The sequence below is a fragment of the Candidatus Hydrogenedentota bacterium genome (genome assembly GCA_035450225.1).
GTDB lineage: Bacteria > Hydrogenedentota > Hydrogenedentia > Hydrogenedentales > SLHB01 > DSVR01.
This window is the reverse complement of sequence record DAOTMJ010000024.1, coordinates 35,765-49,693: the sequence shown is the minus strand read 5'-3', so window position 1 is coordinate 49,693 and position 13,929 is coordinate 35,765. Positions and strand designations below refer to the sequence as shown.

Here is a 13,929-nt window from a genome sequence, read left to right as displayed (position 1 = left end):
TATGTTCCATTCCGCTTGGCGGATTTCGCGATTTTTTCTTCCGCACGTCATTCCTTGTCGCCAAATTGCGCGGCCACCTTTCGCAGAATCTCGATCATGGAGTCAAGTTCCGCAACCGTGATGAGCAGGCTTGGGCGCAACGGGACGGTATGGCGGGCGATCTTGCCCGGCACGACAAGGAGTCCGGCGCTTGATGCCGCCTGGCAGAAACGGTTCGCGCGCGCGACCGTGCCGAGGTCGAGCGACCACACGAGTCCGAGGCCGGCCAAGTCCTGAATGGGGCCGTTTTCCTTGTTTACAAGGGGAAGCAAGGCTTGTCGGAGGCGTTCGCCCATGGCCGCCGCGTTGCGCCACGGTTGCTCGCGTTCGTAGAGCGCGACGGCCTTTCGCGCCACGCGGCATCCGACATCCGCACCCCCGAAAGTGGATAAATGAATCAGCGGGTGGGCGTTGAGAAAGCGGTTGACCTCCTGCGTGAACACGGTGGCCGTAATGGGAAACATTCCGCCGCCCAACGCCTCGCCAAGCAACACCATGTCGGGTTGAATGCCGGACGCCTCGAACGCGAATTTTCGGCCCGTGCGCCCGAATCCGGTCTGGGTTTCGTCCACAACCAGCAGTGTGCCGTGGTCGCGGCAGGCCTTGGCCACGGCGTGAAGATATTCGGCGGAGGCGACCCGGCAATGATTCTCGACCTGGACCGGTTCGATGACGAACGCGGCCGTGCGATAGTCTATTGCGTTCAGCGCGGCGTCGGTGTCGCCAAAGGGAACGATGTGCACATCGGGCATGAGCGGCTCGTACCGCGATTTGCCGGGGATGTCCGATAGCGAAAGGGCGAAACCGGTGTGCCCGTGCCAGCCGTTGCCGGCGGCGACCAGTCGAGGACGCCCCGTATGGCCGCGCGCGATCTTGCAGGCCGCCTCCATGGGTTCGCCGCGCATAACGCCGAACACGCAGCATTCGAGCGCGCCGCCGCAGAACGCCGCGAGGTCGCGCGCGAGGAAGGCTTTCTCTTTCGAGATCATGGGGAAGTTGCCGATGTCGGTCTCTCGCATCGCCTGTACGAGTTCGGCGGCCAGTTCGGGCGGCCGGCGTCCAAGATTGAAGGTCCCCGCCGAACTATACGCGTCCAATCCCGGGAATTCCGGGGACGCCTTGCTCAATTCTCCGGAATTACGGACACTTTCCGTTTCTTTGGAAAGAACCCCGGCAGGCGTTTCGGGAATGGCGGCGCGCTCGAAACGGCGCAGAAATCCGAACAGGCCGATTTGAACGCGTTCGTTGTTCAGGAGATTGAGCATGCCGGGAATGCGTGCGGCGGCGCGCGCAAACGGCAGCATTCTGCGCATGTCCCGCACGGCGGCGCGAATCGCCGCGATGACGGCGTCCATCTCCTCGTCGTTGATGGTAATGGGCGGCATGAAACGCATGACTTGCGGCGCATTGCCCGAATAAACCGCGAAGACGCCGTGCCGCGCAAGCGCGTCGGCCATCATGGGGCCCATGAACTCGTGCTGATATTCGATGCCGATCATCAGGCCGAGGCCGCGAACGGCCTTGATCACCTTGGGCTGCTGTTGCATCAGTTCTTCGAGCGCGCCGCGCAGCCGGGCGCCCATGCGTTCCGCATTTTCCCACAACCTGTGCTCGACGAGATAATCGAGGACGCGCAGCGACACATGGCACGCGATGTCCGATCCGCCGCTGTACGTCTCGTGAAAGTCCGGATGCGCGCCGACGAAATCCGTCAGGCGCGGAATGTCGCGGTACAACACGGCGGCATTGGGATACAACGCCCCGCTCAGCGACTTGGCCACCGTCATGATGTCGGGCGTCACGCGCGAATGCTCGCAGGCGAACAGTTTGCCCGTCCGCCCGAATGCGGTCTGGATCTCGTCGAAGATGAGCAACGCGCCGTTCTCGTCACACAGCCGGCGCAGCCCGCGAAGGTAACTGTCTTCCGCGGGAAAGATGCCCGCCTCGCCTTGCACCGGCTCAAGGATGAAGGCGGCGGTCTTATGCGAAATGACACGCGCGGCGGCTTCGAGGTCGTTGAAGGGAACGAATGTAAAACCCGGCATCAGCGGCTCGAAATAGCGGCGGTAATACTCCTTGCCGTTGGCGGACAACGCAAACCCCGTATGGCCATGATACGCCTTGATGGTCGCAATGATTTGCCCGCGGCCGGTCGCGCCGCGCGCCAGTTTGATTGCGCAGTCGATCGCGTCGCCGCCGCCCGCCGCAAACAACACGCCGTTCAAATCATCCGGCGCGAGTTCCGAGAGCCGTCGCGCCAACGCGATTTTCGGAGCGCTCGACAGGTGGTGCGTGCCCATGTCCAAGGTCGAAACGGCCTCTTCAAGGGCCTGCATGACGGCCGGATTGTGCCGCGAGACGTTGAACGATCCCGCCGACGTGAAACAGTCGAACATGCGCTTGCCGGTCGCGGCATCCGAGAATCCGACACCAGTCCGATTCGATTCCAGCACATCCAGATGCGCGGCCTTAAGATACCGAATCTGGGATCGGTTGATGTGCCTGCCAAAAAGTTCTTCGATCCGTTGTTTTTCATTTTGTGACGTCGAATCCACCTTCATCTCGCCTTTCACCTCTGCAAACAGGACGATTTCCTCCGGTCATCTTACTCCGATGTAGTCCGTGTTTACGAAAAACTACCGGAATGTAATAAACGCATGTGTTGCGGCCGATCATGAAGATTGTCAAGTCATGTATCAGCAAGGATATGCACTCTCAAGCGCCTTTATCATCCGGAGTGGCATAGCAGTTGCTCTAAATGATGGCAAGAATTGGCATGACTCAAAATCATCTGAAAAGCGGACTCATTTCGTTGAAATAAATCTTTCCCTCCATGGAGCGCTTTCATGGCGCTTCACCCTCTGCCCGAGTGTGGCGCGCAAGACCCTTACGGCGCGCCACCTCATTTTTCAACCGTTTCGTTCATGCCAGCAGGCGACTTTTCGGATGGCCGCGGCAATATCGTCCACGTCCTTTTCGGACATGTTCTCGTTGATTGGCGCGCGCCATGAGGTTGCCTCGATGGCTTCGGCGACAGGGCAAAGACCGGGACCGTACTTGACCTTGCGGCCGTAGACGCCGTCCCACGGATACGAGCAGTTTTCAAAGGCCCGGTGTTCCATGAGGACCGGGTATTCATAGACCATCTTGCCGATGTAGCCGCCGCTCACGGGTACGCCCTCCGCGGCTACGGCCTTTACGAAATCGTCGCGCGAGACCTTGAGGCGCTTCGGGTCCATGCGGCCCAGATAGAACCAGTAGGAACCCTTGCATCCGGGCAGCACCTTGTGCGGAAAGATTCCCGGAACATCTTTGATGGAGGCAGTCAAGCGGTCGCCCAGCCGGTTGCGTTGGGCCACGATGCCCGGAAGTTTCCGCAACTGGGCGATGGCGACGGCGGCGTGCAATTCGCTCGGACGGTAATTCGGCGCGAGAAAGGGCGGACGCCGCCCGGAACCGTCGCGGGCATACCCCTTGTCGAGAAACAACTGGGCGCGTCCGGCCAGTTCGTCGTCGTTCGTCAGCACCATGCCGGCGTCGCCCGCGCTGATATGCTTGAAATCGTTCAGCGAAAAGCAGCCGATGTCGCCCATCGTTCCGGCCAGACGGCCCTTGTACCAACAAAGATAACTCTGGGCGCAATCTTCGATGACCTTGATTTTGCGCCGTTTCGCCAATCGGAGGATAGGATCCATATCGGCGGGTGAACCGGCCAGATGGACGACGATGACCGCCTTCGTCTTCTTCGTGATGCACTTCTCAATCGACTTCGCCGTGACGGCGTAATTATGCGGATCCAAGTCAGCGAAGATTGGCACGCCGCCCTGCGCGAGGATCGCAATGATTGTCCCCTGATCCGTGATCGGCGTCGTGATGACTTCGTCGCCGGGCCCGACGCCCACGCTGGCCGTCGCGACATGCAGCGCCGCCGTGCCGCTCGTGACCATGTGGCAATGTTTGACCCCGTACATCGCTGCGAACTGTCGTCGGAAGGTCTTGACCTTTTCCCCGAACCAGTAGAACAACGTCTGCTGGTCGAGCGCCTCCTTGAGTTCCTTGAGTTCCTGCTCGTCGAACCGTGGACCGCTCGTCTTCATCGGCTCCGTCCGCACCTTCTCGCCGCCATGAATCGCGAGTGCCGGTTTTGCATCCATTTCGTCAACCTCCTTCGTTAGGAGTTAGGAGTTAGGAGTTAGGAGTTAGGAGTTAGAATTCCCGAGCGGTAGCCGTTGAGGAGGCGGCCAACTTCTTCACTTAGCTCCCAGAGAGTGTCATTATTCATAAGTCCCAGATCGTGGGCGAGTATCAGATAATAGCGGCATTCCTCCAATGACCCTTCGGAAATGTTCAAGAACCGGGCTTTGTCGCTTTTGGACTGTTTGCGAAATCCTTCTGCAATATTGGCGGTTATCGAGACCGCTGCACGACGAAACTGTGATGTAAGCCCGTACAGCTCCTCCTTCGGAAACGTTTGTGTTGCCGAGTATACCTGCAACACAAAGGCATGGACTTTCTGCCAAACTATCAGATCCGTAAACCTTTTCGCGGGTTCTCTCATCATATCTTCCATTGATCGTTAGTGTAGCGAGTTGCTTTGGCGTTGTTGTTGTAAAAAGTTGACAATATTCCGGCTGGTCTTGCGGGCCAGTCAAAACGAACACCTGCTGCCAAACTGACAAGCGACAGGATATCGTTCACTGCATTAACTCCTGGATATCGTTCACCCTCTCAGATCCTAACTCCTAACTCCTAACTCCTATCTCCTAACTCCTATCTCCTATCTCCTAACCTACAACGCAATCTCCGGTTTGAAGATCACCGTGCCGGTTTCCGCATACACCTCTTCGAGTTTCTTGTACATGGCGTCGTCCTCGTAGCATCCGACGACCGCGCCGCCGGAACCCGCGAATTTGCAGGATGCGCCGACGGATCGCGCACGCATCACCATGTCCACGTTCTTAGGATCCAGTTGGAAAATCGAGCGGCGCCGATCGAAGTTCCTGTCCATCCAAGGCCCGATCTCATTGCCCCGTCCCGCCACGAGCAGGTCACGGACCGCCTGCGCATACGAGGCGAAATCGTGCATGGCCTCGACGACTGCCGGATCGCCCGCCAGCCACCGGTCGCGGATGTTGTTGTGAAACACCTCGCTGCCCTCGGCCAGATCCGTGCGGTACGCGATGAACAGATTCGGCAACGACGCCGGGTCCAGTTCCTCGTATTCGCCGTATCCGCGGCCTTCCAGCAGTTCGCGGTCGAAATTCATGAATACGAGGCCTTCGTAGACTTGAATCACGCGATCCTGAAGGCCGGCGGCGATGCCGAGTTCGTCTTGTTCGACGCTCAGCGTCAGGTTCGGCTGGATTTCCTTCGGGATATCCACCTCGTAGAATTCCATCAGACAGCGCAGTGTCGCCGTGACCAGCGCGCTCGATCCGGCCAAGCCCACCCGCTGCGGAATCGTCGAGCGGTAGCGTATCGAGAAGTTCCGGTCGTGCAGCCGGATGCGGTTTTTTTCGCAATAATCCAGAAATTTACAGACGGTCGCCTTCATGAGACGGATGCCGCCGTAATATCCCTGGACCTTGACGTCCTCGCGCATTTCGCGCATCGAAGCGTACTTGAAACGATCTTGAAAACTGGGAACGATCTCCAATTCCGGACTCTCGTACAACGTCACTTTCGCGGAAAAATCGCGCATGGCAAAACTAATGGTTTTTCCGAAATATCCATCCGATGGGTTGCCGACCAATCCTGCCCGCGCATAGGCCGTGGCTTCGCAGATCATGATGTTTTTCTCCTTGCAGCGAACCGGTCATAGAGCAAGACCGCCATGATGACGGATTCTCCGCCAATCCATCCAAGGAAAGCGGAGATGACGGACATATTGCCGGCGCCCGGTTCACTCGCATGACCGGGAATGGATAGCAGGGCCGCGCCCAACAATGACGCAAACAGCACCGCCGCAAACAAGACGCCCGTGCCGCGTCCGAGGGACATGCCGCCCAGCGCCCATCCATTGAAGATGCCCAGTAGCAGCCCCGTAACGCTGCCTCGCAGAAATCCGCCGCTGAGACCCATCAGTACGGGCACCAACCATGTTCCGTTGGGTTCGGCGTTCCAATAACGCGCGGCTTCCGCCAGCGTTCCGGCCAATGCGCCGGCCACGGGCGCGAAAAAAATCCCGATAAATGCCGCCTGGGCCATTCGCGCCGTCAAACCGGCTCTCTGTCTCGTTTGAGTCGCCGCAGTCATTAGCTTTGCCGTTTATGAATCTTTACGAACAGGGTATAGCCCAACAAATGAAAGACGATCAACTTCCGGAACCGTGCATTCAATCTGTCGAGCGACGGCATCCGGGCGGTTTGCGGAAGCCGGTTCCGCGCCTGTACGCTGTAAACCGCCTGTCGGAGGAATCGCGCGCCGATGAATCGGATTGCGAAAACGGCTGCGTTTATATTTATGGGCTTTGTGTGGCTGGCCGTTATGTGGCTGGCGCTTGAGGCCGGCGCGTCCGTCTATTGGTGGTGGACGGTCAATCACAATGAACATATCCTTGTCGATCGCGGATTGAAACCGCCGCCCCCAGATTCCGGATTTTCCGTTCCCGAAACGCATCCGGCGCGGCAGACGGCCGGCCTTTCGGCCGACGGGTTCGATGTGCGGCCGTTGTCCGGGCCCGATTGGGCGACACCCCGTTTGAACGAAGACCTGTCCGCCATGGAAAAACGCCGCGTGGTTTTTCCTTCTCTTTCGGAATCCGATCGCGATTATTTCGCTGTCCTGCATAACGATCTTGTCTGCGTATTCGATCGGGACGACACCATCGTGCGGCGTTACGGCCACTGGCGTCGTGAAGGACACGACAACATCGGGGATTTTTTCCGGCAGGCGAAAAAATCCCGCGAAACGCATTATGGCGATTACCATTTATCAGAAGGCGGACTCGATCTCCCGATGCGCATCTTCTTTTACGCCTGTCCAACGGACAACAAACTTTATGGATTTCTGAACATCGAAACGCTCCTGCTCGATTGTTTCGCCCGCCATCTGCCCGAATCTTCCCCGTGGGAAATCCCCTTTTTCCGCTACAAGAAACATTTGCGCGACGCCTACACCGGAATGGGGACCCATCACGTCAACACAAACAATTTTGGATATCGCGGCGCGGATATTGTTGTGCCGAAACCAGCCGGTGTCTTTCGCATTGTCTGCATCGGCGGTTCAACCACCGAGGAAGGCGAGGAAAACGCGACCTATCCCAAACTGCTTGAAGACCGGCTTCGCGCGTCATTCCCCGGTAAGGCCATCGAGGTTGTCAACTGCGGCGTGTCAGGCATGACAACTGTCCGCCATCTGCTCAAACTTGCGGAATATCTCCGGTTTGAACCCGATCTCTTGGTCGTTTACGAGGGCGTAAACGACATTTGCCACGAACTGTTGGTCTACTGGAGATACAATCAAACGAAATGGCAGCGATTGATGGGTTACTCGCCGTTTGCGGGGACTTTCCTGAACCGTTGGTTGTTTCCGTCCGACGAGTCCATTTGCCGCGATCTGTCCGCCTTGACGGTCGCCAATATGGACGCTATCCGCCGCGCCGCCGGGCAGGCGGGAGTCCGCACCGTTGTCTGTGGAATTGCCTCGCCCGACTGGCCGTCCCTTTCGCGGGCCGAGCGCGAATATCTTGATTACCGGATGCGGGGCTTCTGTGCCGGCAAAGGCCGCATGACCGCCAAGACCTATCGGCACATTGTCACGCTGCTCAATTCCGCGCTGAAGGATTTCTGTCGGCGCAAGAAACTGCTCTATATTCCTATAGAAGAATACATAACCGGCGGCCTTTATTATTTCAGCGACAACTGCCATCTCCGTCCGAATGGCATAGCCCAAAAAGCCGACATTATTGCCGATGCCCTTTGCCCATACATCGAACCGGCGCTGAAATAATGCCGGCCGAGGAGCCTTTTCAGGCCCGGTATTCCCATTGGCGCACGTCAACAAAATGCCCGGCAATGGCCGCGGCCGCCGCCATGGCGGGACTGACAAGATGCGTGCGGCTGCCTTTGCCTTGCCGTCCCTCGAAATTCCGGTTCGACGTGGCTGCACACCGATCGCCCGGTTCGAGCACGTCGGCGTTCATGGCCAAGCACATCGAACAACCCGGCTCGCGCCACTCGAAGCCCGCTTCACGAAATACGCGGTCAAGTCCCTCGGCCTCGGCCTGTTTCTTCACGGCATACGATCCCGGAACGACAAGCGCCTGGACGATGTCCGCATGGACCTTGTAGCCCTGCGCCACGGCGGCGGCGGCGCGCAAATCCTCGATGCGGCCGTTGGTACAGGATCCGATGAACACCTTGTTGGGCCGAATATCCGACATCGGCGTCCCTTCGTCAAGTCCCATATATTCGAGCGCTTTGCGTGCGGCGAGACGCGCATTGGAATCGGCCAGTTCGGACAACACCGGCGTCCGGCCCGTAATGCCCGTGACCATGCCCGGCGACGTGCCCCACGTTACCTGCGGTTCGATCATGGACGCATCCAGTTCGACGAGCCGGTCGTGGGTGCATCCGGGATCCGATGCCCATGCCGACCACTCCGCGACAAGGTCCTCGTGCGTCCGGTCTTTTGGAAGATACGGACGTCCCTTGAGATATTCGAACGTGACGTTATCCGGCGATACCAGCCCCGCGCGGGCGCCGGCCTCGATGGTCATGTTGCACACGGTCAGCCGCTCTTCCATGGTCAAACGGCGAATGGCTTCGCCCGTGTATTCGATAACGAATCCCGTGCCGCCCGCCGTGCCGATGCGCCCGATTATCGCCAGGATGAGATCCTTGGCCGTGACGCCGTTCGGCAATGCGCCCGATACGCGGACTTCCATGGTTTTCGATTTCTTCTGCAAGAGCGTCTGCGTGGCGAGGACGTGCTCGACTTCGCTCGTGCCGATTCCGAAGGCCAGTGCGCCCAGCGCACCGTGCGTCGCCGTATGCGAATCGCCGCAGACGATCGTCATGCCCGGTTGCGTCAGACCCAGTTCCGGACCGATCACGTGTACGATGCCGTTGCGGGGATCGTTCATGTCGAAACAGCGGATCCCGAAATCACGGCAGTTTTTCAACAGGGTTTCAATCTGTTGTTTTGCGAGCGGATCGGTCAACGGTTTCGAGCGATCGGTCGTGGGAATGTTGTGATCCATCGTCGCAAACGACAATTCCGGGCGGCGAACCTTGCGTCCCGCGAGCCGCAATCCCTCGAAAGCCTGTGCCGACGTCACTTCGTGGATGTAATGCCGGTCAATGTAGAGAATGGCGTCCTGACCGGGTTCCTCGGCAACGACATGTGCGTCCCAGATTTTTTCATAGATGTTTTTTGGCATCGGATTACCTCGTGTTTCTTGGCGTGTGTTTCAATGCGCCGCCCTTCAAACTACCGCAACAGGTTCAACGCCGCGCCGGCCTTGAACCACGCAATCTGCCCTTCGTTGTATGAATGATTCGCCTGAATGCTCTCCGTGGTTCCGTCCGCATGATGCAGGACAATCGTCAGCGGCTTGCCCGGGGCAAACGAGGTCAGACCGAGAATATCAATCGTGTCGTCTTCCCGAATGCGCCCGTAATCGTCCTTGTCGGCGAAGGTCAGCGCGAGCATACCCTGTTTTTTGAGATTCGTCTCATGAATGCGCGCGAACGACTTCACCAGAATGGCGCGCACGCCCAGAAAACGCGGTTCCATCGCCGCATGTTCGCGCGAACTGCCCTCGCCGTAGTTTTCATCGCCTACGACCACTGATCCAATGCCCGCGGCCTTGTAGGCGCGTTGCGTCGCGGGAACCGGCCCGTATTCGCCGGTCAGTTGATTTTTGACCTTGTTTGTTTCGCCGTTGAAGGCATTGATCGCGCCGATGAAGCAGTTGTCCGAGATGCGGTCGAGATGCCCGCGAAAGCGCAGCCATGGCCCGGCCATCGAGATATGGTCCGTCGTGCATTTGCCCTGGATTTTGATAAGCAGTTTGAGCCCGGTCAAATCGCGGCCCTCCCACGCGGGGAACGGGTCAAGCAATTGCAGCCGTTCCGACGCGGGCGACACGACGACTTCAACTTGGCTTCCATCCTTGGCCGGGGCCTGATAGCCGGGGTCTTCCACCGCAAAACCCTTTGGTGGCAGCGCCACGCCTTCGGGCGGATCGAGCCGGACCTCGACGCCGTCCTCGTTGGTCAGCGTGTCCGTCAGCGGGTTGAACGAAAGCCGCCCGGCCAGCGCCAAAGCCGTCACCATTTCCGGGGAGGCGACGAATGCGTGCGTGTTTGGGTTGCCGTCGTTGCGTTTCGCGAAATTGCGATTGAACGAGGTGACGATCGAATTGGGTTCCTGTTTTTCCGCGCCGGCGCGCCGCCATTGGCCGATGCAGGGGCCGCAGGCATTGGCAAGCACCACGCCGCCTATCGCCTTGAACGCCGCCAGTTGCCCATCGCGATCCATCGTATAACGGACTTGCTCGGAACCGGGCGTGACGATGAAATCTGCCTTTGGTTTCAGTTTTTTTGCAACAGCCTGCCGCGCCAGCGACGCCGCGCGATCCAAATCCTCGTAGGAAGCGTTTGTGCAGGAGCCGATTAGGCCCGCGCCCACGTTGTCGGGATATCCCTTTTCCCGAACCGCGGCGGCCAGTTTCGATATCGGCCATGCCGCATCGGGCGTGAACGGGCCGTTGACGTGCGGCTCAAGCGTGGTCAAATCAATCTCAATGACCCGGTCGTAATGTTTTCCGGGATTCGCATAAACCTCGTCATCCGCGCGCAAGTGCTCCGCCACGCCGTCCGCCAACGCGGCCACTTCGGCGCGGCCCGTTGCCCGCAGGTATTCGGCCATCTGCGCGTCGTACGCGAAGACCGATGCCGTGGCGCCGATTTCCGCGCCCATGTTGCAGATGGTTGCCTTGCCGGTGCATGAAAGACGCTCGGCGCCTTCGCCGAAATACTCGACAATCGCGCCCGTGCCGCCCTTGACCGTCAGGATGCCGGCCAGTTTCAGGATCACGTCCTTCGGGGCGGTCCAGCCGCTCAAGGCGCCGGTCAGTTTGACCCCGATGACCTTGGGAAACTTGAGTTCCCACGCCATGCCCGCCATAACGTCCACCGCGTCCGCACCGCCGACGCCCACGCCGATCATGCCCAATCCGCCCGCGTTGGGCGTGTGCGAATCCGTGCCGATAATCAATCCGCCGGGGAACGCATAGTTTTCAAGAATGACTTGGTGGATAATGCCGGCGCCGGGTTTCCAGAAACCGATGCCGTATTTGTTCGACGCAGACGCCAAGAACTCGTACACTTCGCGGTTCATGTCGAGCGCCTTGGCGAGATCCGGCGCCGCGCCCGACTGCGCGACAATCAAGTGATCGCAGTGGACCGTCGTCGGCGCAGCCACTTTGGGGCGGCCCGCCTGCATGAATTGCAGCAGGGCCATTTGCGCCGTCGCATCCTGCATCGCCACGCGATCCGGCGCGAAGTCCACATAGGACTCGCCGCGCACGAACGCCGCGGAAGGCATTCCGTCGTACAGGTGGGCATACAAAATCTTTTCCGCCAATGTCAGAAGTTTGCCCGCCGCCGCGCGCGCCGCCGCGACACGTCCCGGCAGCGACGCATACATCCGTTCGATACGGTCAAAATCGAAAACCATTGGTTCGCCTCTCTCTAAGTTGTTGGAACCTGGACGAAACTTGGGCACACATCGGACTCCCTGTACTGCGCGGGAACGGTTGTTCAGCCGGCCGGCAATCAATCCGGCGGCAGGGCCTGTATCCGTAATTGAATGATCTTTTCGTACAGGTTCTAAAGCAAAAAGGGCCACTGCGGATGGAGACCGTTCCAGAATGCCGATGGCCCGATGCCCGAAACATTACCGAACCCGTGCGGAAATTTCAAGCCGGTAATTGTTTTCCACAATCCGCTCGTAACGAGGAGAGTCGGCGTCCTCGCCGACCGGCATTTTTGCAGGGAACCCTGATTTGGACAGATCAACATGGAACGGCGCACGTGGACGCGCGAACTTGGCAATTATTGATTGTACAGCGGCAGGCGCTCATCGGTCGTTTTATAGGTATGCTTCACCCAGGCGTATCGCGGATCGTCCTGATTGGCCAAGCTTTGTGCGCTGCCGGCGAGGACGTTCAGGTAATAGGTCGTGTACCCGGGCGGACTGGACACCGGATGGTAGCCGCCGGGCACAAGCACCGCGCAATTGTTTTCCGGACGCACAACGGCGTCTATGGGGTTTCCGGCGCGTTGAAGCGGCGAAGCCGCGTCCGTATAAACCCACTGGAACGCGTAGCCTTCGGGGCGGTCGAATTTGAAAAAGTAGACCTCTTCGAGTTCCGCCTCGACCAGTTTTCCATTCTCTTCAACATGAACATCGTGTTTGTGCGGCGGATAACTGCTCCAATTGCCGCCCGGCGTGTAAACCTCCACCAGCACCAAACGGTGGACAGGGGATCCCGGCGGCAGCAAATCGTTGATTTGCCGGCACGCATGATCGCCGCCCCGAATGGAGATCGGAACCCCTGTCGGAGCGATTAGAAACGGATCGGCATCCCTGTTTGTCGGAACCCACGCCACCGCAAAGTCGCAGGCTGTGCTCGCGGTCACTGTAAATGCTGTCCGGCGGGGCAGATAAAGAACGTGCGCCGCCCCCGAAAAGACATCCTCGCGCCCCCCGACGTCCGGCCAGGCGCCGCGATTGGATCGCACGGACAATCGTCCGCCGAAAGGGACAAGGGCCAGTTCATTTTCCCGCGTGTCGAATGACCATTTTTCCCCTTTTCCAAGCCGCCGCCCCTGGAATGAGATATAGTTCCATCCGGCCGTTTCCGGCGTGATTGACAGCAACAGACCGTCTTCATGGGCCGCGGAGGGATGAATGATCAGATTTTCGGCTGTATAGTGCATGACAACTCCCAAGTGAGGCTTCAGGCTACAGGCTTATGACTACAGGCTCCAGGACGATTAAGGCCAATACCCGTAACGCCGAATTCCGATTTAGCTGTGCTGCCAACACGGGCGCCGAATCGGAGTTCGGCGTTACGCCTTCGATCGCGCGAAAAAATTCATAAGATCCCAGTTCACCGTTCATTATTCGCCATTCGGAATATCGCCTGAGTATAATCCAATGCTTCGAGTCCACGCGAATGCAGGGCGGAGCCGAAGCCTGAAGACAACAGAAGCCCGATCCCTGAAGCCTGATGGAGAACCGGAATCATGACTTTCGACGAAATCGTCCGTGCGCGGCGTTCCGTGCGCGGGTTTTCGGACAAGCCCATTCCGCCCGGAACGGTTGCGGCCCTTGCCGAAGCGGCGCGATGGGCGCCCAGCGCCTGCAACAGCCAGACATGGCGTTTTGTGGCCATCACCGACAAGGCGAAGATTGAACGGCTCTGCCGCGAAGGCATGGGTCCGTTGCTCAAGAACAAGTGGATGACCCAGGCCCCGCTCGTCATAGTCGGCTGCGTCGAGCCGGACATTGTGTCCAACCGTCTCGGCAAGAAATTTACGGGTATCGAATACAACACGATAGATTTCGGTATCGCCATGGAGCACATTGTGCTCAAGGCCACCGACCTCGGCCTCGGCACTTGCTGGATCGGCTGGCTCAACACGGAACGCGTCGCGGCCATCATCCAAGCCCCCGAAAAAATCCGAATCCTGGCGCTATTGGCCGTCGGCTACCCCGCCGACGAACCGCCCAAAAACCGCAAACGCAAGCCGCTGTCCTCAATCCTGTTTTCCGAGACCTGGGGCAACCCCTTCCCGGAATTGCCGCCCCCCGGTCCCGGCGATTCCGACGAACCGGAACACTGCGGCGCCACGTGATGTCGTGGGGCGTCGATCT

10 protein-coding genes are annotated in these 13,929 nt (G+C 58.9%); 2 read left to right on the top strand and 8 right to left on the bottom strand.

Annotation, left to right across the window (positions count from 1 at the left end; genetic code table 11):
• Positions 1 to 47: 47 nt before the first annotated feature.
• The 5 genes from P5540_13210 to P5540_13190 all read right to left on the bottom strand — a co-directional run bounded on the left by P5540_13210 (position 48) and on the right by P5540_13190 (position 6,258).
• Positions 48 to 2,594, bottom strand: coding sequence for an aminotransferase class III-fold pyridoxal phosphate-dependent enzyme (locus P5540_13210; GenBank protein ID HRT65774.1), 2,547 nt, complete (start codon positions 2,592 to 2,594; stop codon positions 48 to 50).
• A gap of 354 nt (positions 2,595 to 2,948) precedes the next feature.
• Complete coding sequence (locus P5540_13205) at positions 2,949 to 4,193, bottom strand: DegT/DnrJ/EryC1/StrS family aminotransferase (protein HRT65773.1); 1,245 nt, start codon at positions 4,191 to 4,193, stop codon at positions 2,949 to 2,951.
• 38 nt (positions 4,194 to 4,231) lie between these two features.
• The gene (locus P5540_13200; protein HRT65772.1) at positions 4,232 to 4,597 is read right to left on the bottom strand and encodes a four helix bundle protein; all 366 of its coding nucleotides are present in this window, start codon (positions 4,595 to 4,597) and stop codon (positions 4,232 to 4,234) included.
• Positions 4,598 to 4,828: 231 nt separating this feature from the next.
• Positions 4,829 to 5,827, bottom strand: coding sequence for a GHMP kinase (locus tag P5540_13195; GenBank protein HRT65771.1), 999 nt, complete (start codon positions 5,825 to 5,827; stop codon positions 4,829 to 4,831).
• Positions 5,824 to 6,258 (bottom strand): hypothetical protein, encoded by a 435-nt coding sequence (locus P5540_13190; protein HRT65770.1) that lies wholly within the window; start codon positions 6,256 to 6,258, stop codon positions 5,824 to 5,826. Before P5540_13190 ends, P5540_13195 begins: the two co-directional genes overlap by 4 nt.
• Positions 6,259 to 6,465: 207 nt before the next feature.
• On the opposite strand from P5540_13190, the gene P5540_13185 reads away from it, so the two are divergent.
• Positions 6,466 to 7,989, top strand: coding sequence for a GDSL-type esterase/lipase family protein (locus P5540_13185; GenBank protein ID HRT65769.1), 1,524 nt, complete (start codon positions 6,466 to 6,468; stop codon positions 7,987 to 7,989).
• 19 nt (positions 7,990 to 8,008) lie between these two features.
• Here P5540_13185 and leuC read toward each other — a convergent pair whose 3' ends face one another.
• The 3 genes from leuC to iolB form a co-directional block, all read right to left on the bottom strand.
• A complete protein-coding gene (gene leuC, locus P5540_13180) occupies positions 8,009 to 9,421 on the bottom strand; it encodes a 3-isopropylmalate dehydratase large subunit (GenBank protein HRT65768.1) in 1,413 nt (470 codons plus the stop codon).
• 50 nt (positions 9,422 to 9,471) lie between these two features.
• The gene (locus P5540_13175; GenBank protein ID HRT65767.1) at positions 9,472 to 11,724 is read right to left on the bottom strand and encodes an aconitate hydratase; all 2,253 of its coding nucleotides are present in this window, start codon (positions 11,722 to 11,724) and stop codon (positions 9,472 to 9,474) included.
• Positions 11,725 to 12,101: 377 nt separating this feature from the next.
• A complete protein-coding gene (iolB, locus tag P5540_13170; GenBank protein ID HRT65766.1) occupies positions 12,102 to 12,989 on the bottom strand; it encodes a 5-deoxy-glucuronate isomerase in 888 nt (295 codons plus the stop codon).
• 309 nt (positions 12,990 to 13,298) lie between these two features.
• Between iolB and P5540_13165 the strand changes: the two genes are divergently transcribed.
• The gene (locus tag P5540_13165; protein ID HRT65765.1) at positions 13,299 to 13,910 is read left to right on the top strand and encodes a nitroreductase family protein; all 612 of its coding nucleotides are present in this window, start codon (positions 13,299 to 13,301) and stop codon (positions 13,908 to 13,910) included.
• The last annotated feature ends 19 nt before the right edge of the window (positions 13,911 to 13,929 follow it).